The 26,723-nt window shown below is 70.8% G+C and carries 22 protein-coding genes and 1 rRNA gene; 21 read left to right on the forward strand and 2 right to left on the reverse strand.

The window, feature by feature from the left end:
* A 5S ribosomal RNA gene (rrf, locus tag ACIBK9_RS35655) occupies positions 1–87 on the forward strand; the annotation flags it as partial.
* 122 nt (positions 88–209) lie between these two features.
* Here the strand turns inward: rrf and ACIBK9_RS35660 are convergent.
* Positions 210–1,043, reverse strand: a complete 834-nt coding sequence (locus ACIBK9_RS35660) for a carbohydrate-binding protein (RefSeq protein WP_358283946.1) — start codon at positions 1,041–1,043, stop codon at positions 210–212.
* A 155-nt stretch (positions 1,044–1,198) separates the two neighbouring features.
* Between ACIBK9_RS35660 and ACIBK9_RS35665 the strand changes: the two genes are divergently transcribed.
* From ACIBK9_RS35665 to ACIBK9_RS35755, 19 genes are all read left to right on the forward strand, one after another.
* Positions 1,199–2,524 carry a bifunctional folylpolyglutamate synthase/dihydrofolate synthase gene (locus tag ACIBK9_RS35665; RefSeq protein ID WP_397163094.1) on the forward strand — a complete coding sequence of 442 codons (1,326 nt, stop codon included), beginning with the start codon at positions 1,199–1,201 and terminating at the stop codon, positions 2,522–2,524.
* The gene (locus ACIBK9_RS35670) at positions 2,521–2,862 is read left to right on the forward strand and encodes a DUF4233 domain-containing protein (RefSeq protein WP_397163095.1); all 342 of its coding nucleotides are present in this window, start codon (positions 2,521–2,523) and stop codon (positions 2,860–2,862) included. Before ACIBK9_RS35665 ends, ACIBK9_RS35670 begins: the two co-directional genes overlap by 4 nt.
* An 11-nt stretch (positions 2,863–2,873) precedes the next feature.
* Positions 2,874–4,451 carry a hypothetical protein gene (locus tag ACIBK9_RS35675; RefSeq protein WP_397163097.1) on the forward strand — a complete coding sequence of 526 codons (1,578 nt, stop codon included), beginning with the start codon at positions 2,874–2,876 and terminating at the stop codon, positions 4,449–4,451.
* Between the two features lie 166 nt (positions 4,452–4,617).
* Positions 4,618–5,028, forward strand: coding sequence for a nucleoside-diphosphate kinase (gene ndk / locus ACIBK9_RS35680; RefSeq protein ID WP_352358020.1), 411 nt, complete (start codon positions 4,618–4,620; stop codon positions 5,026–5,028).
* 273 nt (positions 5,029–5,301) lie between these two features.
* Positions 5,302–6,333: a rod shape-determining protein gene (locus ACIBK9_RS35685; RefSeq protein WP_352328454.1), complete on the forward strand. Its 1,032-nt coding sequence runs from the start codon at positions 5,302–5,304 to the stop codon at positions 6,331–6,333.
* Positions 6,333–7,211, forward strand: a complete 879-nt coding sequence (mreC, locus tag ACIBK9_RS35690; protein WP_352328455.1) for a rod shape-determining protein MreC — start codon at positions 6,333–6,335, stop codon at positions 7,209–7,211. Before ACIBK9_RS35685 ends, mreC begins: the two co-directional genes overlap by 1 nt.
* 90 nt (positions 7,212–7,301) lie before the next feature.
* A complete protein-coding gene (gene mreD / locus ACIBK9_RS35695; RefSeq protein ID WP_352328456.1) occupies positions 7,302–7,766 on the forward strand; it encodes a rod shape-determining protein MreD in 465 nt (154 codons plus the stop codon).
* Positions 7,763–9,811, forward strand: coding sequence for a penicillin-binding protein 2 (mrdA, locus tag ACIBK9_RS35700; protein WP_397163099.1), 2,049 nt, complete (start codon positions 7,763–7,765; stop codon positions 9,809–9,811). Before mreD ends, mrdA begins: the two co-directional genes overlap by 4 nt.
* Positions 9,808–10,971, forward strand: a complete 1,164-nt coding sequence (gene rodA, locus ACIBK9_RS35705) for a rod shape-determining protein RodA (protein WP_358283960.1) — start codon at positions 9,808–9,810, stop codon at positions 10,969–10,971. Before mrdA ends, rodA begins: the two co-directional genes overlap by 4 nt.
* A 69-nt stretch (positions 10,972–11,040) precedes the next feature.
* Positions 11,041–12,951 (forward strand): TIGR03960 family B12-binding radical SAM protein, encoded by a 1,911-nt coding sequence (locus ACIBK9_RS35710; RefSeq protein ID WP_387663376.1) that lies wholly within the window; start codon positions 11,041–11,043, stop codon positions 12,949–12,951.
* A 152-nt stretch (positions 12,952–13,103) separates the two neighbouring features.
* Positions 13,104–13,856: a TIGR03936 family radical SAM-associated protein gene (locus tag ACIBK9_RS35715; RefSeq protein WP_352329263.1), complete on the forward strand. Its 753-nt coding sequence runs from the start codon at positions 13,104–13,106 to the stop codon at positions 13,854–13,856.
* A gap of 663 nt (positions 13,857–14,519) precedes the next feature.
* On the forward strand, positions 14,520–17,288 hold the full coding sequence (locus ACIBK9_RS35720) for an Rne/Rng family ribonuclease (RefSeq protein WP_397163102.1): 2,769 nt from the start codon (positions 14,520–14,522) through the stop codon (positions 17,286–17,288).
* Between the two features lie 208 nt (positions 17,289–17,496).
* Complete coding sequence (gene rplU / locus ACIBK9_RS35725) at positions 17,497–17,799, forward strand: 50S ribosomal protein L21 (protein WP_055506260.1); 303 nt, start codon at positions 17,497–17,499, stop codon at positions 17,797–17,799.
* A 15-nt stretch (positions 17,800–17,814) separates the two neighbouring features.
* The gene (gene rpmA, locus ACIBK9_RS35730) at positions 17,815–18,072 is read left to right on the forward strand and encodes a 50S ribosomal protein L27 (protein ID WP_012893687.1); all 258 of its coding nucleotides are present in this window, start codon (positions 17,815–17,817) and stop codon (positions 18,070–18,072) included.
* A 139-nt stretch (positions 18,073–18,211) separates the two neighbouring features.
* Complete coding sequence (obgE, locus tag ACIBK9_RS35735; RefSeq protein ID WP_387663380.1) at positions 18,212–19,564, forward strand: GTPase ObgE; 1,353 nt, start codon at positions 18,212–18,214, stop codon at positions 19,562–19,564.
* Between the two features lie 633 nt (positions 19,565–20,197).
* The gene (gene proB, locus ACIBK9_RS35740; protein ID WP_397163104.1) at positions 20,198–21,319 is read left to right on the forward strand and encodes a glutamate 5-kinase; all 1,122 of its coding nucleotides are present in this window, start codon (positions 20,198–20,200) and stop codon (positions 21,317–21,319) included.
* 10 nt (positions 21,320–21,329) lie between these two features.
* The gene (locus ACIBK9_RS35745) at positions 21,330–22,613 is read left to right on the forward strand and encodes a glutamate-5-semialdehyde dehydrogenase (RefSeq protein WP_397163105.1); all 1,284 of its coding nucleotides are present in this window, start codon (positions 21,330–21,332) and stop codon (positions 22,611–22,613) included.
* Positions 22,614–22,663: 50 nt separating this feature from the next.
* On the forward strand, positions 22,664–22,840 hold the full coding sequence (locus ACIBK9_RS35750; RefSeq protein ID WP_352325645.1) for a hypothetical protein: 177 nt from the start codon (positions 22,664–22,666) through the stop codon (positions 22,838–22,840).
* 91 nt (positions 22,841–22,931) lie between these two features.
* Positions 22,932–24,935 (forward strand): protein kinase, encoded by a 2,004-nt coding sequence (locus tag ACIBK9_RS35755; protein ID WP_397163107.1) that lies wholly within the window; start codon positions 22,932–22,934, stop codon positions 24,933–24,935.
* A gap of 21 nt (positions 24,936–24,956) precedes the next feature.
* Here ACIBK9_RS35755 and ACIBK9_RS35760 read toward each other — a convergent pair whose 3' ends face one another.
* Complete coding sequence (locus tag ACIBK9_RS35760) at positions 24,957–25,988, reverse strand: M48 family metallopeptidase (protein WP_387663390.1); 1,032 nt, start codon at positions 25,986–25,988, stop codon at positions 24,957–24,959.
* Positions 25,989–26,075: 87 nt separating this feature from the next.
* Here ACIBK9_RS35760 and nadD point away from each other — a divergent pair, with 87 nt between their 5' ends.
* Positions 26,076–26,693, forward strand: coding sequence for a nicotinate-nucleotide adenylyltransferase (nadD, locus tag ACIBK9_RS35765; RefSeq protein WP_397163108.1), 618 nt, complete (start codon positions 26,076–26,078; stop codon positions 26,691–26,693).
* Positions 26,694–26,723 lie beyond the last annotated feature (30 nt).

Raw genomic sequence — 26,723 nt, forward strand, 5'->3', positions numbered from 1 at the left:
GGTTACATTCCGAACCCGGAAGTTAAGCTTCTCTGCGCCGATGGTACTGCACTCGGGAGGGTGTGGGAGAGTAGGTCACCGCCGGACAATCTTTCGAAAGGGCCCCACACGCTTGTGTGGGGCCCTTTCGCATTCACCGGCATGACAACACGAACAGGGCCACCCCCAGCAGCCGGGGTGGCCCTTTTTTGCGTTCGGGGACCAGTGGGTCAGACGCGCTGCCACAAAGCCGGCACGTTGGGTGGCTCCCAACCGGCCATTGACGTGTGCCCTTGCAGGCACCGGTACGTCGACCCGCCGTAGGTTACCTGGTCACCCGCCTGGTAGGTCACCCCAACCTTCCAGGTTCCGCCGCCCGGAGACGGGCTAGTCGTGGGCGTGGGAGTGGGCGTCTGCGTGGGTGGCACGCCCTGCACGTTGAGCACGAAGTCGAACGTCGCTTCCTTCCCCGAGCCGACGGGGCGGACGTTCATGAGCAGTCTCGGGTCGTAGATGCTGTCGGTGTTGTTGCGCGGCTCGCCCGGGAAGTAGAGCTGCGTGGTGAGGATCCCACGGCCCGGAGCCTGCGCCTTGACGTGGATGTGCCGGGTACGGCCGGGGTAGAGGCCGGGCACGATGGTGGTGAGTTTGAAGGCCCCCTGGGCGTTCGTGTACTGGTGCCCGCGGAAGTTGTACGTGACGTTGTCGTAATTGCCGTTGGTGTCGGCCTGCCAGAAGTCGAGCAGGACGTTCGCCAGTGGCTGGCAGGACAGTCCGAACACGTATCCGCTCACCGTCAGCGGGGTGCCCGAGCCGGGGAGGGTCGAGCGCTGGGGGGAGTTGGGCTTGAAGTAGGGGCCCTCGGTCTGCGAGATCGTGAGATCGTCACCGTCGTCGCAGAACGGGGTGGGCTCCAGCTGCTGGCCGGTCCCGGCCATGGTGCGGGCCAGGGCCGGCACCTCGCCGATCAGGAACGGGACCGGTGTCGCTATGAGAGCCGCCTTGAACAGCGCCTTTCTGGTGATTCCGCGCTGCCTTTCCTCGCGAGTGTTCTCGCCTTCCACGATGGCCTCCTTGAAAGCGCCTGCTGGGGGGTAGAGCAGGCTGTTCTCCAAGGTGGCACCCTGCGGCGGAGGTGAGTACCCTCTAATTTTCTATACGATTCACGATATGTTTGCCCCGCGTCCAGACCGCTACGCGTGGTCAGTAGGGTTGAGGGGTGGATTATCGTGCGGTTGAACGTGCCATCCTGGAGCGGGGCGTCGAGTGGGACTTCGAGCCGACGCTCGACAGGATCGCTGCGCTCATGGATTTGCTCGGCTCGCCTCAGCGGGCGTATCCGGTCATACACATCGCCGGCACCAACGGCAAGACGACCACGGCGCGGCTGACCGAGGCGCTGCTTCGCGAGCGCAACCTCAGGGTGGGCCGGTTCACCAGCCCGCACCTGGTCACCGTGCGCGAGCGCATCACGGTCGACGGCGAGCCGCTGAGCGAGGAGCGCTTCGCCGAGGTCTACGAGGAGATCGCGCCCTACGTCGAGCTGGCCGACGCGCAGGGGCACCGGCGCATCCAGTTCTTCGAGCTGCTGACGGCCATGGCGTTCGCGGCCTTCGCCGACACGCCGGTCGACGTCGCGGTCATCGAGGCCGGCATGGGCGGTTCGTGGGACGCGACGAACGTCGCCGACGGCCTGGTGTCGGTCATCACGCCCATCTCCCTCGATCACATGGATCGTCTGGGTCCTGACATCCCGAGCATCGCCGGGGAGAAGGCCGGGATCATCAAGCCGGGCGCCACGACCGTGCTCGCTCAGCAGGAACTGGCCGCGGCCGAGGTGCTGATGCGCCGCGCGGCCGAGGTCGGCGCGGTGGTGGCGCGCGAGGGGCTGGAGTTCGGCGTGCTCGGCCGGGAGATGGCGATGGGCGGGCAATTGCTCACCCTGCGCGGGCTCAAGGGCGTCTATGACGAGATCTACCTGCCGCTCTACGGCAGCTACCAGGCCAGCAACGCGGTGTGCGCGCTGGCCGCCGTCGAGGCGCTGACCGGTGGCGACGATCCGCTCGACGCGGACCTGGTGCGCCAGGCGTTCGCCCAGGCGGCCTCGCCCGGCCGGATGGAGGTCGTACGGCATTCGCCCACGGTGGTGATCGACGCGGCGCACAACCCCGGCGGGCTGGAGGCGAGCCTGGAGGCGCTGCACGAGGCGTTCGACTTCGCCAAGGTGATCGGCGTGGTCGCCGTCATGCGCGACAAGGACGTCGAGACCCTGCTGGAGCTGCTGGAGCCGATGCTCGACGAGATCGTGGTGACGCGTAACTCCTCACCCAGGTCGTTGTCGGCGCAGGAGCTCGCCGCGCTGGCCGTGCCGTTGTTCGGCGAGGACCGCGTGCACGTCGTCGAGCGGCTCGACGAGGCCATCGACAGGGGTATCGGCATCGCCGATGCTGAGGGCGAATTCAGTGGGACCGGGGTGTTCATCACCGGTTCGGTGGTGACTGCCGGAGATGCCCGGCATCTGCTCAAGGCGGATGGTGTGAGATGAATTTCGAGGTCACACCGGGCATGCGCAGGCTCGGCGCGAGCGTGCTCGGCATGGAGGCCATCGTGGCCGGGCTCATCACGCCGGTGGCGATCGTCGTGGGCGGAGTGGCCCCCGCGCTCGCCGTCGCGGTGGGCATCGGGCTGCTGGTGTTGTGCGTGGTCGCCGCGGGCCTGCTCAAACGGCCCTTCGGGTACGTCATGGGCAGCGTCATCCAGGTGCTGGCCATCGCCACGGGCTTCCTCGTGCCGACCATGTTCTTCCTCGGCGCGATCTTCGCGGCGCTGTGGATCACCGCGATTATCGTAGCTCGCCGTGTCGAAGGCGTGACTTCCCGCTAAAGTCGGCCTACATGGCCGTCCCCCCGATTCAACGGTCGCCGCTTCCGGCTGGCCTCAGACATTCCTGGCTGCTCGACGTGGTGCTCGGGCTGCTCGTCCTCGTGGCGTTGCCGCTGGCGATCGTCGCGATACCCAACACGCTGTCCGTGGTCGCCGACCTGCTGCCGGGCGACTTCGACCAGATCGGGCTGAGCCGTACGCACGGGCTGGCGCTGCCCGCCCTGATGCTGACGGTGCCGCTCGCGGCGGTCGCGTTGCGGCGGATGAAGGTGGCTCACGTGCTGGTCGCGGGGCTCGCGCTGGTGGCGGTGGCCGACGCGGCGGGCGGATACGCGGCCTCAGAGCTGGTCGTCGGCGTCGTACGCGTGCTACGCGGCGTCGGCGGCGGCCTGATCGTGCCGGCCACGCTGGTGGCGGTCTGGGACCGTACGCCCGCATTGCGTGGCCTGTGGGCCGGGGTGTTGTGCGTCAGCCTGCTGGAGGCGCAGGCGCTCGCGCTCTGGCCGCTGGTCGACGTGACGAGCTGGAAGGTCACGTTGCAGCCGTACCCGATGGCCACCGGGGTCGCGCTGGCGCTGGCGGCGGCGTACCTGCTGGTCTGGAGGCTCGCCGGGCGGGCGCCCGCGCCCGCGCCGGACGCCAGGGAGCGCAGCCGGCTGCTGCTCGCGGCCGTGCCCGCGGCGGCCATCGCGGTCGTGGCGGTCAGCACGGCGAGCGCGGGGTGGGGCGTCGTCCCGGTGATCCTGCTGGCAGGGGTGGCGATCGCCGGGCTGCTGGCGCTCGGCTCGATCGGCCGGGCGGAGGGCCGCACGCACGCGTACACGATGGTGGCTGTCGGGGTGGTGCTGCTGCCGAGCACGGCGCAGGTCACGCTGGTGGAGATGGGTGGTCTGGGCGGGCCGGGGCTGCGCGGGCTGTGGACGCCGTTCGGGGTGGCGGCGGTGCTCGCGGTCGTCGCCGGGGTGGGCGTGCGCATGTTCGCCAAGGGCGTGGGACGGCTGGCGGCGCCGCTCGGGCTGCTGGCGATGGTGGTCGGCCTGTGCTCGGTGCGGCTGGTCGTCCCGTCGGCCGACGGGCTGGTGCTGGCGGTGCCGTTCACGCTGCTCGCGGTGGGGGCCACCGTGGCGGTCACGGCCACCCTCGGCGAGGTCGGGATCGGGGCGGCGGCGTTCGGGCTGTCGCTGGGCGTCGCGGGGGTGCTGGTGGGCTATCTGCTGGGCACCGGCGTGCAGATGTGGATGCTGGAAGGGGTCGGGTCGCGCCAGGAGCTGGTCGACAGCTTCGTGGGCGCGTTGCACTGGTGGGCGTTGATCGGCGGCTTCCTGCTGGTGGGCGTGATCGTGCTGGCGGCGGTGATGGGGCGGCGGCCGTCCCGGGAGGAGGAGCCGTCGTCCGGTGATGAGCCGGCGGAGGTCGCGGTCGCGGTCGGGGCCGGTCGTGAGCGCGGGGCCGCGGCGCAGGAGCCGGTCACGACGTGGGGCTCGGTCGTTCCCGAGGGCCCTCCCGCGCCGGAGGAGGACGAGCCCGCCGAGCCCGTGCCCGCGGTGCCGCCGCAGGCGCCTTCGCCGGAGGACGGCGAGCGGTCCTGAAGTCCTCGCCCGCGCGCGTCATGCCTGTGGCGACGAGGGTGTGGGTGCGGACGGTAAGCTGAGCGACGGCTATGGCGACGCGAGGGCCCGTGTCCCGCGGAGCGCCCCCGTGGTCAGGCCAGGCGCCCGTAGCCGCGACCCGAATCTGTTCAAAGGAGAACCACACGTGTCCGAGCGCACTCTTGTCCTGATCAAGCCCGACGGGGTGAAGCGTGGCCTCATCGGTGACGTGATCGCCCGCGTGGAGCGCAAGGGCCTCAAGGTCGTGGCGATGGACCTGCGCACCCTCGACGCCGACACCGCCAAGGCGCACTACGCCGAGCACGCCGAGAAGCCGTTCTTCGGCGAGCTGGTCGACTTCATCACCTCGGCGCCGCTCGTGGCCCTGGTCCTTGAGGGCCCGCGCGCCATCGAGGCCTTCCGCGCGCTGGCCGGCGCCACCGACCCGGTCAAGTCCGCCCCCGGCACCATCCGCGGCGACCACGCCCTGGAGATCGGCGAGAACGTCGTCCACGGCTCCGACTCGCCCGAGTCCGCGGCCAGGGAGATCAAGATCTTCTTCCCCGACCGCTTCTAGCAGTCAGCTTCACCCGCGCGCCCGCCGGCTTCATGCCGTGCGGGCGCGTCTTTTTGTCGGCTGCGGGTTGTAGCGTTCACCGAGTCTGGCAGGCGCGGGCGCAGTTGATCCGGTCGTGTGGGTGCAATTCGGGCAAAATCCAGGTTGAGGTAGGGGCTGGAGATTTTTGTGGAGCGCGAGGGCTCATTGCGCTCACTGGTGGGTACGTCACGTTACGATTCGAATTCGATCCGTAGTCATTCGCGAACGACGATACGGAGGGCTCCGTTCCCCATGGGCAGCAAGCTCGCGTTTCTCGGCCGTGACATGGCGGTCGATCTGGGCACCGCCAACACGTTGGTCTACGTGCGTGGCCGGGGCATCGTGCTCAATGAGCCGTCAGTCGTAGCGATCAACACCACCACAGGCAAGATCGTGGCGGTGGGCATCGAGGCAAAGCGAATGATCGGTCGTACGCCCGGCAACATCGTCGCGGTCCGCCCGCTGAAGGACGGCGTGATCGCCGACTTCGACGTCACCGAACGGATGTTGCGCTACTTCATCCAACGAGTGCACAGACGACGCCATTTCGCCAAGCCGCGCATCATCATCGCCGTACCGAGCGGCATCACCAGCGTCGAGCAGCGCGCGGTGAAGGAAGCCGGATACCAGGCCGGCGCAAGGAAGGTCTACATCGTCGAGGAGCCGATGGCCGCCGCCATCGGGGCCGGGCTGCCGGTGCACGAGCCCACCGGGAACATGGTGGTCGACATCGGCGGCGGCACCACCGAGGTGGCCATCATCTCGATGGGCGGCGTGGTCACCAGCCAGTCGATCAGGATCGGCGGCGACGAGCTCGACCAGGCGGTGATCACGTTCGCCAAGAAGGAGTTCTCGCTGATGCTCGGCGAGCGCACCGCCGAGGAGATCAAGATGGCGATCGGGTCGGCCTGCCCCAACGGCGAGGAGACCCACGCGGAGGTGCGGGGGCGCGACCTGATCAGCGGGCTGCCCAAGACGATCATCGTGTCGAGCGAGGAGATCCGCAAGGCCACTGAGGAGCCGGTCAACGCGATCGTCGACGCGGTGAAGACCACCCTCGACAAGTGCCCGCCCGAGCTGTCGGGCGACATCATGGACCGCGGCATCGCCCTGACCGGCGGCGGTGCCCTGCTCAAGGGGCTCGATGAGCGGGTCAAGGCCGAGACCGGCATGCCCGTCCACCTGGTGGAGAACGCCCTCGACTCGGTCGCCATCGGCTCGGGCAAGTGCGCCGAGGAGTTCGAGGCCCTGCAGCAGGTGCTCGTTCCGGAGTCGCGGCACTGATGAGAGATTCGCGCCGGGCCCGGCTGATCCTGGGAGTGCTGCTGATGGCGGCGCTGGTCGTCCTGACCATCGACCATCGTGCGGGCGACAGCTCACCGCTGCGTCCGCTGCGCTCGGCGGGGTCCTGGGTGTTCGGCGCGGCCGAGCGGTTCGGCGGGGGCGTGGTGCGTCCCGTCGGCGGCTTCCTGCACGCCCTGGCCAGCGCGCCCAGCGCGCAGCGGCACATCGAGCAGCTGCAGGAGGAGAACGCCAGGCTGCGGGCCGGGCTGTCCTCCAGCACGCTCGACGCCACCCGCTCGGCGGAGCTGAAGAAGCTGCTCGGCCTCTCCGGCACCGGCGGCTACAAGGTGGTCACGGCCAACGTGGTGGCCAGGCGCGGGCAGCCGGGGTTCGAGGACAGCGTGCAGATCGACGTGGGCACCGGTGACGGGGTGCGTCCCGACATGACGGTGCTCAACGGTGACGGGCTGGTCGGCCGGGTCATCCACGCCTCGTCGGCCACCTCCACGGTGGTGCTGCTCAGCGACCCCGCCTCGGCCGCCGGGGGGCGGCTGGAGGGCGGCCAGGAGATCGGCGTGGTGCACGGGGTGGGCGAGAACGGGCGGCTCGTGCAGTTCCGGCTGCTCGACTCGACGGCGCCGATGGAGCGGGGCGGTCGCATCGTCAGCTTCGGCTCCAAGAACGGGCGGCCGTACGTGCCGGGGGTGCCGATCGGGGTGATCGAGCGGGTGGAGTCCACGCCGGGGGAGCTGACCCGCATCGCCTACGCCCGGCCGTTCGCCGACCTGACGGCGCTCGACGTGGTCGGCGTGGTGGTCGAAGGGCCCAAGCGGGATCCGCGTGACGCGGTCCTGCCGGTCAAGGAGGGGGCGCGGTGATCGGCGACGGCACGGCCTCCGGCGAGGCCGCTGCTGGCGTGGTGATCGGGGGATGAGAAGCGTGCTGCTTTCGGCGGGGACGGAGGCGCGGTGATCGGGGCGATGGTCGTGGTGCTGGCGTTGCTGGCACAGGTCATGCTGGTCAACCGGCTGCCGTTGCCGGCGGGCGGCGCGCCTGACCTGGTGCTGCTGGCGGTGGTGGGCATGGCGCTGGAGCGCGGACCGGTGGCGGGGGCGATGGTCGGCTTCTTCTCGGGGCTGCTGGTGGACCTGGTGCCGCCGACCGCGCATCTGATGGGCCAGTACGCGTTCGTGCTGGCCGTGGTCGGTTATGTGGCGGGGCGCGGCGCGGGCGGGCCGGCGACGACCGTCGTGCTGTGTGTGCTGATCGCGCCGCTGGTGGCCGTGGGGGTGGCCGGGCTGCTGTCCGATCCGCGGGTGTCGCTGGCGACGCTGACCCAGCAGGTGCCCGTCACCGTTCTCTACACGCTCATCGTGGCGCCGGTGGTGATCTGGCTGGCCACCCGGGGGAGACAGCCGAGGTACTCGACATGATCCGCATGCGTACCAGGTTGCTGGTGCTGCACGTCCTGGTGGTGCTGCTGCTCGTCGTGCTGGCCGTACGGCTGTGGCAGGTGCAGGTCGTGCGCGGCCAGGAGTTCGTGACCAGGGCGATGGAGACCAGGACGCGCACGGTGATCGTGCCCGCGGTGCGGGGGCAGATCCTCGACTCGTCGGGGCGTCCGCTGGTGCGCAACAGGACGGCGCTGGTCGTGTCCGTCGACCGGACGAAGCTGAACAGGATGCCGGGCGGGGGGATGAGCGTGCTGCGCAGGCTCTCCTCGGTGCTCGACCGGCCGGTCAAGGACCTGCGGCAGCGCATCACGCCCTGCGGGCCGGGGGTGGGCAAGCCGTGCTGGACGGGGTCGCCGTACCAGCCGGTTCCGCTGGACGAGAAGGTGGACACGCGCGAGGCGTTGCAGATCCTGGAGCGGCAGGAGGAGTTCCCGGGGGTGACCGCGGAGATCCACTCCGTCCGGCAGTACCCGGGCGGACGGGCCGGGGCGCAGATGCTGGGTTACCTGCAGCCGGTGACCGAGGCGGAGCTGGAGAAGCGCGAGGGGCTCAAGGCCAGCTTCTCCGGTGTCGACCTGGCGGGGCGCGACGGCATCGAGTACGTCTACGACGACGCGCTGCGTGGCAAGTCGGGGCTGCGCAGGGTGCAGGTCGACCGGATGGGCAAGGCCCTCGGGGTCGAGGAGCAGGTGCCGCCGGTCGCCGGCGACCACCTGGTGACCAGCATCGACGCGCGGGTGCAGGCGGTGACGGAGAAGGCGCTCGCCAACGCGATGAAGAGCGCGCCCGGGGCCGACGGCGGCGCCGCGGTGGTGCTCGACGCGCGTTCCGGGCGGGTGGTGTCGGTGGCCAGCGCGCCGGGGTACGACCCGGAGATCTGGGCCGGTGGCATCTCGGCCAAGGGCTACCAGTGGCTGTTGTCGGACAAGTCGGGTAAGCCGCTGGTGTCGCGGGCGATCAACGGGCAGTTCGCGCCCGGTTCGACGTTCAAGGTGTCGTCGGTGTCGGCGATGTTGCGGGCTGGGTATCCGCTCAACGGCACGTACGACTGCCCCGGGGCGTACATGGTGGGCGACCGGTCCTTCAGCAACTTCCGGGGGATCGGCCTCGGGCAGATGAACCTGCACACGGCGCTGGTCAAGTCGTGCGACACCATCTTCTACCGGGCGGCGTACGAGCAGTACCTGAAGGACGGCGGGCGCAACCCGAAGAAGCGCACGAAGGAGGTGTTCGCCAACACGGCCAGGGCCTTCGGCTTCGGCCGGCCGACCGGGGTCGACCTGCCGGGCGAGTCCTCCGGGCGCATCCCCGACCGGGCCTGGAAGAAGGACCTGTGGAACCGCACCAGCGCCACGAGCTGCGAGCGGTCGCGCAAGGGATATCCGGAGGAGAAGGACCGGGCGCGGGCCGACTTCCTCAAACGCCTCGCCCTGGAGAACTGCACCGAGGGCTTCCTGCTGCGGCCCGGTGACTCGGCCAACTTCGCCATCGGCCAGGGCGACGTCCTGGTGACGCCGATGCAGCTCGCGCGGGCGTACATGGCGCTGGTGAGCGACGGCAAGGTCCGCAGCCCGCGCATCGGGTGGGCGCAGGTGAGGCCCGACGGCAAGGTGGTCAAGACCATCGACGTGCCGGTGGTCGGCAAGCTGCCGATCAGCGACAAGGAGCGTAACTACATCAAGAACGCGCTGAGCCAGGTGCCCTCCGACGGCACCGCGGCGGGAGCGTTCACCGGCTTCCCGATGGACAAGGTGCGCATCGGCGGCAAGACCGGTACCGCGGAGGTGTGGGGCAAGAAGGACACCTCGTGGTTCGCGTCGTTCGCGCCCACCAACAATCCGCAGTTCGTGGTGGTCGTCATGGTGTCGCAGGGTGGCATGGGCGCCTCGACCGCCGCGCCGGCCGCACGCGAGATCTACGAGGGCATCTACGGCTTCAAGGGGCAGCCGGCCGCCGTGCCCGGCGGAAGACTCCCGACCAAGCTGCCAAAGTTCGCGCCCGACGGGACGGTGATCCACCAATGAACCGCGCCGTGGCCGCGCGGCGGCCCTCGCTCATCCAGCGGGCGATCGGCGAGCACTCGGTGGTGCGCCGCATGGACGGGCTGATGCTGGTCGCGGTGGCCGGGCTGTGCCTGATCGGCACCCTGCTGGTGTGGTCCTCGACCCGCACGTGGGCGCCCGGCGCCACCGGGCTGGTCAAGAAGCACCTGCTCAACGAGGTCATCGGCGTCACCTTGTGCGCCGTGGTGGCGATGGTCGACCATCGGGCGATGCGGGCGTACGCGCCGCTGGTGTTCCTGGTGTCGCTGGTGGGGCTGGCGCTGGTGATCACGCCGCTGGGCGCGACGATCAACGGGTCGCACTCGTGGATCCTGCTCGGAGGCGGGTTCGCGGTGCAGCCGTCGGAGTTCGCCAAGGTCGGGCTGCTGCTGATCATCGCGATGCTGCTGGCCCAGCCCGCCGAGGGCAGCGACCGGCCGCGTGCCCTGGACATCACGCTGGCCCTGGTCGCGGCGGGCATCACGATGGGGCTGGTGATGTTGCAGCCCGACCTCGGCACGGCGCTCGTGCTCGCCGTGATCACGGCCGCGGGGCTGGTGATCGGGGGCGTGCGCAAGCGGTGGATCGTCGGGCTGGTGCTCGTGGCGGCGGCCGGGGTGTTTTGCGTGTTCTGGTTCAACCTGCTGGAGCCGTACCAGGTGGCGCGGTTCACCGCGTTCGTCGATCCGAAGGTCGATCCGCGCGGGGTGGGCTACAACAGCACGCAGTCGCTGATCGCGATCGGTTCCGGGCAACTGCTGGGCAAGGGGCTCTTCGGTGGCGGGCAGACGACCGGCCGGTTCGTGCCCGAGCAGCACACCGACTTCATCTTCACGGTGGCGGGGGAGGAGTTCGGGTTCATCGGGTCGGTCACCGTGGTGCTGCTGCTCGGCGTGGTGCTGCTGCGCGGGCTGAAGGTCGCCAGGCACTGCGACGACCGGTTCGGCACGCTGGTCGCGGGCATGATCGTGTGCTGGTTCGCGTTCCAGACATTCATCAATGTCGGGATGACGATCGGGATCATGCCGATCACCGGTCTGCCGCTGCCTTTCGTGTCCTATGGCGGCACTGCCACGTTCGCGAACCTCATGGCGGTAGGGCTGCTTCTGGCCATCAGAGTGCGGCGGCAGTCGTTCAACTGAGCGCGTAACGGGGGCCGTCCGCCGGTGGGCCGGATTTGTCACCGTCCGCGCGCCGCTACCCTGGACGGTATGCCTGTCGAGTCGATATTCCACCGCCTGGAAGCGCTGCTGCCCAAGGTGCAGAAGCCCATCCAGTACGTCGGGGGTGAGCTCAACTCGACCGTCAAGGACTGGGACTCCGCCGACGTGCGGTGGGCGCTGATGTACCCGGACGCCTACGAGGTCGGGCTGCCCAACCAGGGCGTGGCGATCCTCTACGAGATCCTCAACGAGCTGCCCCGCACCCTGGCCGAGCGCACCTACGCGGTCTGGCCGGACCTGGAGGCCCTCATGCGGGCCGAGGGCGTGCCGCAGTTCACCGTCGACGCGCACCGGCCGGTGCGCGCCTTCGACGTGCTCGGCCTGTCGTTCTCGACGGAGCTGGGCTACACCAACATGCTGACCGCGCTCGATCTGGCCGGGATCCCGCTCAACGCGGTCGACCGGGGCGAGGACGACCCGATCGTGCTCGCCGGCGGTCACGCGGCCTTCAACCCCGAGCCGATCGCCGACTTCCTCGACGCGGCCGTGCTCGGCGACGGCGAGCAGATCTCGATCGCCATCTCCGAGGTCATCCGTGAGTGGAAGGCCGAGGGGCGTCCCGGCGGGCGCGACGAGCTGCTGATGCGGCTCGCCGAGTCCGGCGGCGTCTACGTGCCGAAGTTCTACGACGTCGACTACCACCCCGACGGGCGCATCAAGCGGGTCGCGCCCAACAGGTCCGACGTGCCGTGGCGGGTGCACAAGCACACCGTCATGGACCTCGACGAGTGGCCCTATCCGAAGAAGCCGCTGGTGCCGCTGGCCGAGACGGTGCACGAGCGGTTCAGCGTGGAGATCTTCCGCGGCTGCACGCGCGGCTGCCGCTTCTGCCAGGCGGGCATGATCACCCGTCCGGTGCGGGAGCGTTCGATCACCACGATCGGCGCCATGGTCGACAACGGCATCAAGGAGTCCGGCTTCAACGAGGTCGGCCTGCTGTCGTTGTCCTCGGCCGACCACTCCGAGATCGGCGAGGTCGCCAAGGGCCTGGCCGACCGCTACGAGGGCACCAACACCTCGCTGTCCCTGCCCTCGACCCGGGTCGACGCGTTCAACATCGACCTGGCCAACGAGTTCTCCAGGAACGGCAGGCGCTCGGGTCTCACGTTCGCCCCCGAGGGCGGCTCCGAGCGCATGCGCAAGGTGATCAACAAGATGGTCACCGAGGAAGACCTCATCCGCACGGTCACCACCGCCTACTCGCAGGGCTGGCGGCAGGTGAAGCTCTACTTCATGTGCGGGCTGCCCACCGAGCAGGACGAAGACGTGCTCGGCATCGCCGACCTGGCCAAGAAGGTCATCCAGGCGGGCCGTGAGGCGACCGGCAGCCGCGACATCCGCTGCACCGTCTCCATCGGCGGGTTCGTGCCCAAGCCGCACACCCCGTTCCAGTGGGCCGGGCAGGCCGACCATGAGACCGTCGACCGGCGGCTCAAGGCGCTGCGCGACTCGCTGCGCGGCGACAAGCAGTACGGCCGGGCCATCGGCTTCCGCTACCACGACGGCAAACCGTCCATCGTGGAGGGCCTGCTCTCGCGCGGCGACCGCAGGGTCGGCGCGGTGATCAGGGCCGTGTGGGAGGCCGGCGGCAGGTTCGACGGGTGGAGCGAGCACTTCTCCTACGACAGATGGATGCAGGCCGCCGAGAAGGCGGGCGTCGACGTCGACTGGTACACCACGCGTGAGCGGGCCGAGAACGAGGTCCTTCCGTGGGACCACCTCGACGCCGGGCTCGACCGCGAATGGCTCTGGCAGGACTGGCAGGAGGCCGTGTCCGGTGGCGAGGTCGAAGACTGCCGCTGGACCCCGTGCTACGACTGCGGGGTCTGCCCGACCATGGGCACCGAGATCCAGATAGGCCCGACAGGGCGCAAGCTCCTTCCTCTCACCGTGGTCTAGCGCGCTCAGTGGGCGAGCCGTGTCACGGCGTACACATACACGTGTCGCGGCGGCTTATCCTGGGAGAAGGAACTCTGACAAGGGAAGGACGCAAAGCTCTGAAACCTGTTCCCGACGGGCCTCCGCCCGCGCCTACGGTGCAGCGCCTTCGTGTGCGTTACGCCAAGCGCGGACGTCTGCGCTTCACCAGTCACCGCGACATCTCGCGGGCCGTCGAGAGGGCGGTCCGCCGTGCCGGCATTCCGGTGGCCTTCAGCGCGGGCTTCTCGCCCCATCCGAAGATCTCCTACGCGGGCGCAGCGCCGACCGGTGTCGCCAGCGAGGCCGAATACCTCGAGATCGGTGTCACCAGGCTGTGCGACCCCGAGCAGGTCAAGTCGAGCCTGGACGCGTCACTGCCGCCCGGTCTCGACGTGCTCGACGTCGTGCAGGCGGGCCCGGGGGGGCTGGCCGACCGCCTGGAGGTCTCCGACTGGGAGGTACGCCTGCCCGGGGCCGATCGCGAGCTCGCCGAGACGGCGGTGGAGAAGTTCCTCGCGGCGGGCACCGTGGAGGTCGAGCGCCTCACCAAGAAGGGCCCCCGGCGCTTCGACGCGCGGGAGGCCGTCCTGGGGCTCGTGGTGTCCGAGGGAACAGACAGAACCGCAGCTCAGGTGCCAGGACAGACGTGTGTCATACTGCGCATGGTTGTTCGGCACATGACGCCTGCCGTTCGACCCGATGATGTGCTCACAGGGCTGCGCCTTGTGGCCGACTTCGCGCCGCCGGTCCCCCCCGAGGTGACCAGGCTGGCGCAGGGGCCGCTCGACGCCGGTACCGGTGCGCTTGCCGACCCGCTCGGCCTTGACCGCGATACGACGCGCGGCGGCGAGGCGGGACCGGCGGGTGAGCACGTCGTCGGCTAAGGAGGTGCCCTGCGCGAGCGGGGCGCCACCGCTGACAGGACTTGGCGCCCGCGCCTCCTTTCCGGAGGCGGGGGCGGACAACGAGACACGAGGGCTCCTGCGCGGCGCGGCGACGCGCCCGGGAGCTGACGGGAGAGCGCCCGCATGCTCGACAACGAGCCCAACGCCGGGGCCACTGGCCCTGACGGGGAGACAACTGAACAGCCCAAGGTGACCAGGCGCCGCCGTTCCGCGAGCCGCCCGGCGGGTCCTCCGCCGGAGCTGCCGGAGGAGCCGGCCGCCACCGCCCCGATCACCGTCGCGGCCGCCCAGGCCGCGCCGTCGGTTGCCGACGTGCAACCGGTGCAGACCAACGCCGTGCAGCGCGCTGCCGGAGAACCCGCGCCCGACGCCGGGCGCGGCCGGAGAACCCGGGCCCGCGCGGCGGCGCCCGAAACGCCGGCAGGCCCGGCCGGAGCCGCCGAGGGCGGCCCGGAAGGCGTTCAGGCACAGGCCGGCGCGCCCGAGAGCGCCGTGGCTGGAGCCGGTGCGCCGCAGGGTGCCTCCGCTGTGGCCGGTGCGCCTGAAGGCGCCGTGGCCGGTGCTGGCGCGCCTGAAGGTGCCGTGACTGGCGTCGGCGCGCCTGGTGGCGCCGCTGCCGGGGCCGGTGTTCCTGAAGGTGCCGTGGCCGGGGCCGTCGTGCCCGAGGGGCCGGCGCCGCAGCAGGCCGAGAGCCCTGCCGCCTCGCAGGCCGGTACGTCGGCAGAGCCCGCCGTGGAGCCCGCCGTGGAGCCCGTCGTGGCGCCGGTCGTCGAGCGGCGGGAGGCCGCCGGGCAGGTGGCCGGTGCGGCCGAGCCGGTCGTGGCGCCCGTGGTGCAGAGTCCGGGTGCGCCGGAGGCCGAGAGCCCCGCGTACGCGGGTGGCCCGGCCGAGGCCGACGAGGTGGCCAGCGTGGTCGAGGCCGCGATGGCCGAGGCCGTGGTGGAAGCCGCCGACGTTCCCGAGGAGAAGCCCAAGAGGGCCACGCGCACGCGGTCCACCGCGACCACGACGCGCCGCCGTACGACCAAGAAGGCCGAGCCGGAGGTCGCGGGAGCGCTCCCGGAGGAGGAGGCCGAGGCGCCGAAGCGGCGGCGTACGCGGAAGAAGGCCGAAGAGGTCGTCGTGGAGGCGCCGGCGGGCGCCGACGTCGAGGTCGTCGCGACGCCCTCCGACGTCGAGGTGGCCGTCACCGTGCCCGAGGCCGCCGAGGCGGCCGACGAGGACATCCTGGAGATCCTGCCCGAGGACGAGCCGCTCGACGACGAGCCCGCCGGCGAGGACCTCGACGAGGACGTCGACCGGCCGAGCCTGCTCGCCGACCCCTTCGGGCTGAGCGCGCGCAGGCACGACGAGCCGGGAACGGCGTTCCAGCGTCCCGCGGCCATCTTCGCGCCGCTGTTCCAGGCCCCCGACCCCAGCCAGGGCAAGCCCGCCGTGATCCGGCGGCCCGAGCCGGAGCCGGAGCCCGAGGAGATCGAGGAGCTGGTCGACGAGACCGTCGTCGAGGACGAGGGCGACCTCGACACCTCTGACGAGCAGGAGGAGGAGGGCGGCGGCCGTCGTCGCCGTCGCCGTCGCGGCGGCCGGGGCCGCGGCAAGTCGCGCGAGCGTGACGAGGCCGAGGACGGCGAGGAAGGCGACGAGGAGGAAGGCGAGGACCAGGGCGAGGAGGCCCAGGAGGAAGAGGCCGCCGGCTCGCGCCGCCGTCGCCGTCGTCGTCGCCGCGGCACCGAGGAGACCCTGGAGCCCTCCAGCGACGACCCGCCGAACACGGTGGTGCGCATCCGCGCGCCGCGTTCCGGCCGTGCCGCCTCTCTGGAGACCGCCACCGACGGCGTGCAGAGCGTGCGCGGCTCGACCCGCCTGGAGGCCAAGAAGCAGCGCCGCCGTGAGGGGCGCGAGCTCGGCCGCAGGCGTCCGCCGATCATCACGGAGTCGGAGTTCCTGGCCCGCCGTGAGTCCGTCGACCGCATGATGGTGGTGCGGCGTCAGGGCGACCGTACGCAGATCGCGGTCCTGGAGGACGGCGTGCTCGTCGAGCACTACGTCAACCGCGAGGCCAGCCAGTCCTACGTCGGCAACGTCTACCTGGGCAAGGTCCAGAACGTGCTGCCGTCGATGGAGGCCGCGTTCGTGGACATCGGCAAGGGGCGCAACGCCGTCCTGTACGCCGGTGAGGTGAACTTCGACACCGCCGGGCTGGAGGGCCAGCCCAAGCGCATCGAGGCGGCGCTGAAGTCCGGCCAGTCGGTGCTGGTGCAGGTCACCAAGGACCCGATCGGCCACAAGGGCGCCCGGCTCACCTCGCAGATCAGCCTGCCCGGCCGCTACCTGGTGTACGTGCCGGACGGGTCGATGACCGGCATCAGCCGCAAGCTGCCCGACAAGGAACGCACCCGGCTCAAGAGCATCCTGAAGAAGGTCATGCCGGAGAACGCCGGTGTGATCGTCCGCACCGCGGCCGAGGGCGCCTCCGAGGACGAGCTGGCTCGCGACGTGGCCCGGCTGTCGGCCCAGTGGGAGAACATCCAGAAGAAGGCCAAGTCGGCCAGCCCGCCCGAGCTGCTGTCGGCCGAGCCCGACCTGACCATCCGGGTCGTGCGCGACGTGTTCAACGAGGACTTCACCTCGCTGGTCGTGCAGGGCGACGACGCCTGGGACACCGTCGACGACTACGTCAAGTACGTCGCGCCGCACCTGGGCGAGCGCCTGTCGCGCTGGGACACCGGGCAGGGCGACGTGTTCGAGTCGTACCGGATCGACGAGCAGCTGGGCAAGGCGCTGGAGCGCAAGGTGTGGCTGCCGAGCGGCGGCTCGCTGGTGATCGACCGTACCGAGGCGATGACCGTCGTCGACGTCAACACCGGCAAGTTCACCGGCCAGGGCGGCAACCTCGAGGAGACCGTCACCAGGAACAACCTGGAGGCGGCCGAGGAGATCGTGCGCCAGCTGCGGCTGCGGGACATCGGCGGCATCATCGTGATCGACTTCATCGACATGGTGCTGGAGTCCAACCGCGACCTGGTGCTGCGGCGGCTGCTGGAGTGCCTGGCGCGCGACAGGACCAAGCACCAGGTCGCCGAGGTGACCTCCCTGGGCCTGGTGCAGATGACGCGTAAGCGGGTCGGTCAGGGGCTGCTGGAGGCGTTCTCGACGGCCTGTGAGTGCTGCAACGGGCGCGGGCTGATCGTCTCGACCGAGCCGGTCGAGGCCAAGCCGGAGCCGCGCGGCACGCAGGGCAAGATGGCGATCGAGAAGGCGGTCTCGGACAAGGTTTCCGCGGCCAAGGACTCCGCCAGCCGTGATACCGTGACCGGTGCGCTTGATGACGTCCCGGCTGAGGACGACCAGGCCAGCCAGACTTCCGGCAGAGGGCGGCGACGCTCCCGCCGAGCCAAGTCCGCCGAGTAGCCTCGGCAGGCTTCCGACGATCCGTCCGGTTCGCCTAGGGCACCGTTAAGCGGTACCCTGGTGAATCGGTGCGTCAGGTGACGTGCCCTGTTGGCGCGCTTACTCGGTTCGTCGGTTTGAGACAGGCCGAATGATAGGCGCAGCATTCGGCGGCCGCCTCGATGCGGGGCGGCTGAGGGCAACAGCGAGTCAGTAGAAGGGTTCCGCGGTGTACGCGATCGTTCGTTGCGGCGGCAGGCAGCAGAAGGTCTCCGTCGGTGACGTCCTCGAGGTGGACAAGGTCGCCGGCGAGGTCGGCTCTTCGGTTACGCTGCCGACGGTGCTCGTCGTCAACGACGGCGATGTGACCACCGAGGCCGGCAAGTTCACGGTCAGCGCCGAGATCCTCGGTGAGACCAAGGGCCCGAAGATCCGCATTCTCAAGTACAAGAACAAGACCGGTTACAAGAAGCGCCAGGGTCACCGTCAGCGGTACACCCAGGTGAAGATCACCGGTATCGACCAGGCCTGATCGGGAGTTTGAGAGATGGCACACAAGAAGGGCGCGTCGTCCACCCGGAACGGCCGTGACTCCAACGCTCAGCGCCTGGGCGTCAAGCGCTTCGGCGGCCAGCTGGTGAACGCGGGCGAGATCATCGTTCGTCAGCGCGGCACCCACTTCCACCCCGGCGACAACGTCGGCCGTGGTGGCGATGACACGCTGTTCGCGCTGGCCGCCGGCCACGTGCAGTTCGGCGTCAAGCGCGGTCGTCGCGCCGTCAGCATCGTTCCCGTCGCGGAGTAATCAGCTTCGCTTCGGTGTTGCTTCAAGGGGTGGATCGCCTGTCGATCCACCCCTTAGGCGTTTTCTGGGGGCCCTGCGGGGGCGCCATGTTGTGATTGATCTTGTATTGCCCCTGGTGGGCTTGATGGAGGAGAGCTGGATGCCGGACTTCGTGGACCAGGTGGTCCTGCACGTCAAGGCCGGTGACGGAGGGAACGGGTGCGCCTCCATCCACCGGGAGAAGTTCAAGCCGCTCGGCGGCCCCGACGGGGGGAACGGCGGCCGTGGCGGCGACGTGATCCTTGAGGTCGATCCCAACACCGCGACCTTGCTGGACTACCACCGCCGTCCCCATCGCAAGGCCGACAACGGCAAGCAGGGGCAGGGCTCCAACCGCGACGGCGCCAACGGCGACGACGTGATCCTCGCCGTCCCGAACGGGACCGTGGTGAAGGACGCCAACACCGGTGAGGTGCTGGTGGACCTCGTGGGGGCCGGCACCCGGTACGTGATCGCGCAGGGCGGTCACGGCGGGCTGGGGAACGCCGCGCTGGCCACGTCCCGGCGGAAGGCGCCCGGGTTCGCGCTGCTGGGGGAGCCCGGCGACGGGCTCGACGTCATGCTGGAGCTCAAGAGCGTCGCCGACGTGGCGCTGGTCGGGTTCCCCAGCGCCGGCAAGTCGTCGCTGATCGCGGCGCTGAGCGCGGCCAAGCCGAAGATCGCGGACTATCCGTTCACCACGCTCATCCCCAACCTGGGGGTCGTGACGGCCGGCGAGAACGTGTTCACGGTCGCCGACGTGCCCGGGTTGATCCCGGGGGCCTCGCAGGGCAAGGGGCTCGGGCACGAGTTCCTGCGCCATGTCGAGCGCTGCGACATGCTCGTGCACGTCATCGACTGCGCGACCATGGAGCCGGGGCGCGACCCGGTCACCGACTACGAGGTGATCGAGGCCGAGCTGCGGGCGTACGGGAAGCTTGAGGACCGGCCGCGGATGATCGTGCTGAACAAGGCCGACGTGCCCGACGCGCGGGAGCTGGCCGACCTGGTCAGGGCCGAGTTCGAGGAGCGGGGGCTGCAGGTCTTCGTCATCTCGGCGGCCACGCACGACGGGTTGCGGGAGCTCACGTACGCGATGGGCGAGTGGGTGGCGGCGGCCAGGGCCAACAAGCCGGTCGAGGAGCCGACCCGACTGGTGATCAGGCCCAAGCAGCTCGGCGAGGCCGGGTTCAAGGTGCGGCGGGTCAACGAGAACATGTTCCAGGTCACCGGCGAGAAGCCCGAGCGGTGGATCCGGCAGACCGACTTCAGCAACGACGAGGCCGTCGGGTACCTGGCCGACCGGCTCGAACGGCTCGGCGTGGAGGATGAGCTGGTCAAGGCGGGCGCCAAGGCGGGGGCCGAGGTGGTCATCGGGCCGATGGAGGGCGGATACGTCTTCGACTGGCAGCCGACGCTCAGCGCCGAGTCGGTGCGGCAGGGGCCCCGCGGCTCGGACAACCGCCTGGTCTGACCGCTGCCGGGGGTGACGGTCGTCTTGGCGTGACTGCCGTCTGGCGTGGCCGCCGGCTGGTGACCGTATGGGGTGGTCGCCGGCTGGTGACCGTCGTATGGGGTGGTCGCCGGCTGGTGACCGCTGTTTGAGGTGACCCTCATATGAGGTGGCCGTCGGCCGGTGATGCCGTGCGGTGTGGTCGTTGGCTGGTGGCTGTCGTATGGGGTGGCTATCGGCTGCTGATGCCGTGTGGTGTGGTCGTTGGCTGGTGGCCGCCGTTTGGGGTGACCGTCGGCTGGGACCCTCGTATGGGTGACCCGGGCGGCGGGTGGGTCGCGATCGTGCCCGTCGGTGGTTCTCGTGGCGGGATCGCTGCGGGTTCCACGGGGGTGAAGCGGCCGGGGGCGGTGGTCGTGGGTGGGATCGCCGTCCTTCTGTGCGGGCGGGCCGTGCGGTGGGACCGCTGTGAGTCCACGGGGGGCGAAGTGTCTGGAGGCGGTGGCCCAGCGGTGGGTCGCTGAGGTCTCTCGGGAGTGACGGCCCTGGGGCGGGGGCGTACGGGGACCGCCGGTGTGGCGCGCGGCGGTTGCGGTTCCGCGGGGGGTGAAAGCGGGACGGGGGTGGGGGTGGGGCGCGGATAGGCTGTCAGGCGTGCGGGAACAGATCAGCTCAGCGTCGAGGGTCGTCGTCAAGGTCGGCTCCTCCTCGCTCACCACCCCCCAGGGCATGATCGACGTGGACCGGGTCGACGCCCTGGTCGACGTCCTGGCGGCGCGGCGGCGTGCCGGGGCGCAGATCGTGCTGGTGTCGTCGGGAGCGATCGCGGCGGGTCTCGGCCCGCTGGGGTTGTCGGCGCGGCCACGCGACCTGGCCACCCAGCAGGCGGCGGCCTCCGTCGGCCAGGGGGTGCTGGTCGCGCGCTACACCTCCTCCTTCGCCCGCTACGGCCTGCGGGTCGGCCAGGTGCTGCTGACCGCCGACGACATGATGCGCCGCGCCCACCACGCCAACGCCCAGCGCACCCTGGCGCGGCTGCTGGAGCTGGGCATCGTGCCGATCGTCAACGAGAACGACACGGTCGCGACCGACGAGATCAGGTTCGGCGACAACGACCGGCTCGCCGCGCTGGTCTCCCACCTGATCCACGCCGACGCGCTGGTGCTGCTGTCCGACGTCGACGCCCTCTACGACGGTCCGCCGAGCCGGCCCGGCTCGCGCCGGCTGGCCGAGGTGCGCGGCCCCGAGGACCTGGTCGGCGTCGAGCTGGGCAGGAACGGCGCGGCGGTCGGCACCGGCGGCATGGTGACCAAGGTCCAGGCGGCCCGGATCGCCACGGGCGCGGGCGTGCCGGTCGTGCTCACCGCCGCCGCCCACGCCGCCCAGGCGCTCACCGGCGCCGACATCGGCACCTACTTCCACCCCGGCGGCCGCCACCCCGGCACGCGGCTCCTGTGGCTCGCCCACGCCACCACCGGGCGCGGCCGGCTGCACCTCGACCAGGGGGCGGTCGAGGCGATCGTGGGCCGGCGCAAGTCGCTGCTGCCCGCAGGCGTGACGTCCGTGGAGGGCGAGTTCGCCGCGGGCGACCCGGTCGACCTGTGCGGGCCGCAGGGCGGCGTGGTGGCGCGCGGCCTGGTCAACTTCGACGCGGTGGAGATCCCGGGGCTGCTCGGCCGCTCCACGAAGGAGCTGGCCAGCGCGCTCGGTCCGGAATATGAACGCGAGCTGATCCACCGCGACGACATCGTCATACTGGAAGCCCGTCACCAGTGAGGAGCACGCGATGTCCGAGGAGTTCCTGAAGGTCGCCCGCGCGGCACGAGAGGCCGCCGCCGAGCTGGCCCCGCTGCCGCGGGCGCCCAAGGACCGGGCGTTGCGGGTGATCGCCGACGCCCTGGTCGCGCACGCGGCCGAGATCGTCGAGGCCAACGCCGAAGACGTCGAGCGGGCGCGGGCCCAGGGCACGTCCGAGGCGATGATCGACCGGTTGCGGCTCGACGAGGCCAGGATCGAGGCCATCGCCGAGGCCGTGCGGGAGGTGGCCGACCTGCCCGACCCGGTCGGCGAGGTCGTCCGGGGCAGCACGCTGCCCAACGGGCTGGAGCTGCGGCAGCTCAGGGTGCCGCTGGGCGTGATCGGCATCATCTACGAGGGGCGTCCCAACGTCACGGTCGACGCCGCCGCGCTCTGCCTCAAGAGCGGCAACGCGGTGCTGCTCAGAGGCTCGTCGAGCGCCTACTCCTCCAACACGGCGCTGGTGCGGATCATGCAGGACGCGCTCGCGGGCACGCAGGTGCCCGCCGGGGCGGTGCAACTGGTGCCCGGTACGACGCGGGAGTCGGTCAAGGAGCTGATGCGCGCCCGCGGGCTGGTCGACGTGCTGATCCCGCGCGGCGGGGCGGCGCTGATCAACTCGGTGGTCGAGGAGTCCACGGTCCCGGTGATCGAGACCGGCGTCGGCAACTGCCACGTCTACGTCGACGCGGAGGCCGATCTCGACCTGGCCGTGCAGATCCTGGTCAACTCCAAGGCGCAGCGGCCGTCGGTGTGCAACGCGGCCGAGACGTTCCTCGTCCACGAGGAGGTCGCCGACGCGTTCGTGCCGAGGGCGCTGCGGGCGCTGGCCGAGGCGGGGGTGACCGTCCACGGCGATGAGCGCATCGCCGGTTACGGCGAGGTCGTGCCGGTCACCGACGACGACTTCGCCACCGAATACCTGTCGCTCGACATCGCCGCCGCCGTCGTCGGCTCGCTTGAGGAGGCCGTGGCCCACATCCGGCGCTACGGCTCCGGGCACACCGACGCGATCGTCACCCGGTCGCAGCCGGCCGCCCGCCGCTTCGTCTCGCTCGTGGACTCCGCGGCCGTGGCGGTGAACGCCTCGACCAGGTTCACCGACGGCGGCGAGTTCGGGTTCGGCGCGGAGATCGGCATCTCCACGCAGAAGCTGCACGCGCGTGGCCCGATGGGCCTGCCGGAGCTGACCTCCACCAAGTGGATCTACACGGGAGAAGGGCATCTGCGCACGTCAGAAGGCACTGTGGTACCCGGACCGGCTTGCGGTTAGTCGGCGTGTCGGGCTGACCGGCGGCCCGCGGCCTCGGTTGACTGGGTGTCATGGAAATTGTCGTCGCCCTTGTCTTCTCGGCCGCGGTGCTGTTCGGCGCCGACCGTCTGCTGCTCTGGCTGGAGAGCCGCGGTCACGTCAACTGGCGCAGGAAGGGCCGCAAGCCCCTGGCCGAGGAACCCACGGCCGAGCTCGACAGCATGCTCTCCGACCGTTCACCCCGATAAAGGTTCAACGGCTCCGGCGCGCCGCGGGCGTCAACTGTCGTCCCAGCGCTAGGGTTGTGTCCCTTATGGGCGCGCCGGGCGGGGAGGGACGGTGAGCAAGCTCGGCAAGGTCGGGCCGTACAGCCTGGTCGAGCGGCTCGGCCGAGGCGGCATGGGCGAGGTCTACCTCGCCACCACCCGCCGTGGCGAGCAGGTCGCACTCAAGGTCCTCCACGACCTGGCCGAGGACGAGATGTCCCGGGTCAGGCTGGAGCGCGAGGTGCGCGCGCTGCGCAGGGTCGAGAGCCCCTACGTGGCCAAGGTGCTCGACGCCGACCTGAGCTGTGCCCGGCCCTACCTGGTCATGGAGCACATCGAGGGCGTCACGCTGCTGGAGCGCGTACGCCAGAGCGGGCCGCTCGACCTGGGCCAGCTCGTGCACATGGCGCAGGGCATCGCCGCGGCGCTGGCCATCATCCACGCGGCCGGGGTCGTGCACCGCGACCTGAAGCCGGGCAACATCATCATGGGCACCGAGGGGCCGGTCCTCATCGACTTCGGCATCGCGCAGGTGCTCGACGCGACCCGGCTCACCATGACGGGCACGTTCCTCGGCACGCCCGGCTACACCGCGCCGGAGATCTTCGCCGACGAGCAGGTGGACTCGCCCGCCGACGTGCACGCCTGGGCCGCGACGGTGGCGTTCGCGGCGACCGGGCGGCCCACGTTCGGGCGCGGCACGGCCGAGGCGCAGATGTACGCGGTGCTGAACGGGCAGGCCGACCTCAAGGGCGTGCCGGTGGCGCTGCTGCCGCTGGTGCGGGCGGCGCTCAACCGGGAGCCCGGCAAGCGGCCCACCGCGGCGTTGCTGGCCGACCGGCTCTCCCGGCTGGCCAAGGCCACCAACGGGCCCGACGGCGACGCGTCCGTGGCCGCCGAGGAGGCGTCCAGGGGCGAGAGCGCACGAAGCCGGGCGAACGGCACGACGGCCGAGGTGCCCGCGCCCCGCGGCCGGGCCGGCACGGAGGGCAAGACGCCCGTGCCGCGCGGCCGTACGGGCACCGACGGGAAGACGCCCGTGCCGCGCACGCGTACCGGCGGGGACGGGAAGACGCCCGTACCCAGGAACCGGACGGAACCGCCCACGGCGCGCAACCGGACGGAACCGCCCGCCGCGCGGAACCGGGCCGACGGCGCGGCCTCGGCCGCGCGCCCCAGGCCGGGCACGGACGGACCGGCCTCCGCCCCCCGCCCCAGGCCGGGAACGGAGAGCACCCGCGCCAGGACCGGCACGGAGGGCACCCGCCCCAGGACCGGCACGGAGGGGACACGTCCCCGCACCGGCACGGACGGCACGCGCACCCGCACCGGCACGGACGGCACGCGGGCCAGGACCGGCGCCGACGGGACCCGGGTCAGGGCCGACGGCGCGGTTCCGCCGCCGCGGGGCAGGACGAACACCGACGGCAAGGCCGCCACGCCCCGCACCAGGAATGGCGCCGACCCCAAGACGGGCCCGCGCGCGCGGGCGACGGCGGCCGTGCGGAGCAGGTCACAGGACGGCCGGCGGACCAGGCTCAGGGGCGAGGCGCCGACCACGCTGCCCGCGGGCAACACGGCTCTGCTGCTGCTCGCGGTGCTGGCGGTGCCGTGCGTGGTGACGTCGGTGATCTGGCCGATCGCCTCGATCGCCATCACGACGGCGTTCGTGGTGCTGACCAGGACGCTCTGGATGAGTCATTGGCTGGTCAGGAAGCGCAGCGCGCGTCGCATGCGGATCGCGCTGCGCGTGTTGCTGTTCCCGTTCGCGCTGACCGGGGCGGCGGCGACCGCCGTGGTGTGGCCGGGAGTGCCCGTCGCGGTGGCGTCGGGCGGTGCGCTCTGGGTGACCGGTGGCGGTCAGATCGACTCCGACTGGTGGCAGCAGCCGGCGCCCGTGACGGTCGCGGCGGTGGTGTTCGGCATGTTGTGCGGCGGTATCACCGGGCGCGAGATCGAGCGGATCGGCGGCAAGCTGCCGGAGTTGCGCAGGGAAGGGCTGCGCGCACTGGCCGTGCTGGGCGGGTTCGTCGCCCTGTGCGCGGCCGCCGTGCGCGCGATCGCCCTCCTGCTGTAGGCGGCGAGGACGGCCGGCCGGTCAGCCCTGGCCGCCGTCGCGGCGCGAGAAGCGGTTGAAGATGCGCTCGCCCGCGTTCACCGCCCCTTCGGCCACGTCGCGCAGCACGCCGATGAAGGGGTCCTGCGACTGGGACCAGGAGGCGCGGTAGGACTCGGCCGCCGCCTTGATCTCGTCGGTGACGCGGGCGTTGGCGTCGTCCTCCCTGCGGGGGTAGTCGCCGCCGATGATGCGGTCGTACTCGCCGCTGCGCTGCCACTTGTCGAGCTCGGCGACGCGCACCACGGCGAACGGGTGGGTGGTGCCGAGCAGGTTGAGCACCTTGAGGAAGCCGTCGCGCAGGTCGCCCGCGGTGTCGTACTCCTGGTACTGCTCCAGGAACGCCTCGATGTTCATCTCGTGGGTGTAGGCGCCGCCGGCGAGCTTCATCAGCGCGCGCTTGGCCGACTCGGGGTTCTGGGCGGTCAGCAGGCCGCCGCGGTCGGAGGAGAGCTCCGACTTGCGGTACCACTCCTCCAGGCCCGCGACGATGGCGCGCAGCCCGATGTAGCCGAGCGGGATCCAGGCGACGCGCGTGGCGAGGCGGGTGAGGATGTCGAGCATCGTCCGGTAGACCGCGTGACCCGACAGGATGTGCGAGGTCTCGTGGCCGATGACGAAGCGCTGCTCCTCCTCGTCCATGAGGTTGAGCAGGCCGGTGGTGACGACGATGAACGGGTCGTCGAAGCCGATGGCCTTGGCCTGGACGTGCGGGTCCTGCTGAACGTAGATCTCCGGGATGCGGTGCAGGTCGAGGATGTAGGCCGCGTCGCGCCCCATGTCGTACAGGGAGCGGAACTGGGTCTCGCTGACGCGCACGGACGACGCCAGGTACATCAGGCGAAGGCGGCGCTCACTCACAAGACCGGACATCTGCTTGAGAACCGTGTCGAACCCACTCAACTTACGCAGAGCGACCAGGGCGGACCGGTCTGCGGGGTGTTCGTAGGCTCGGGACGAGATGCCGGGCAGTTGGACGCGGTTGCGGTCCGGGGTGGTCGTCATGCCCGGCATGCTACGTCCGCAACGGATGTGATGCGCGGACATCACCAAGGGGGGTGCCGTCATGTTCGGGTACCCCGTCCGCGTAGGGTCCGACTCATGATGAACGCGCCTGGGAACCAGGGGAAGCGGCGGGTGGGTGTGATGGGCGGGACCTTCGATCCCATCCACCACGGCCACCTGGTCGCAGCAAGCGAGGTCGCCCATCACTTCGACCTCGACGAGGTCGTGTTCGTGCCGACCGGGCGGCCGTACCAGAAGTCCGGACGCGAGGTGTCGGCGCCCGAGGACCGCTATCTGATGACGGTCATCGCCACGGCCTCCAACCCCCGCTTCTCCGTGAGCAGGGTGGACATCGACCGCCCCGGCCCCACCTTCACCATCGACACGCTGCGGGACATCTCCAACGTCTACGGCCCGCAGGTGGACCTGTACTTCATCACCGGCGCCGACGCGCTCGGCGCGATCCTGGGCTGGCAGGACGCCGACGAGCTGTTCGAGCTGGCGCACTTCGTGGGCTGCACCCGCCCTGGGCACACGTTGCACGACCCCGGGCTGCCCGAGGGCAGGGTGACCCTGCTGGAGATACCCGCGCTGGCCATCTCGTCGTCGGAGTGCCGTCAGCGGGTGGCCAAGGGGGAGCCGATCTGGTATCTGGTGCCGGACGGAATCGTGCAGTACATCAACAAACGAGGGTTGTATCACGGGGAAGGCTGAAGCTCTCCGCGCCGTGGGTGAGGGGTTTCG

Origin of the sequence: Nonomuraea sp. NPDC050227, assembly GCF_044459705.1 — a bacterium.
Classification (GTDB): domain Bacteria; phylum Actinomycetota; class Actinomycetes; order Streptosporangiales; family Streptosporangiaceae; genus Nonomuraea.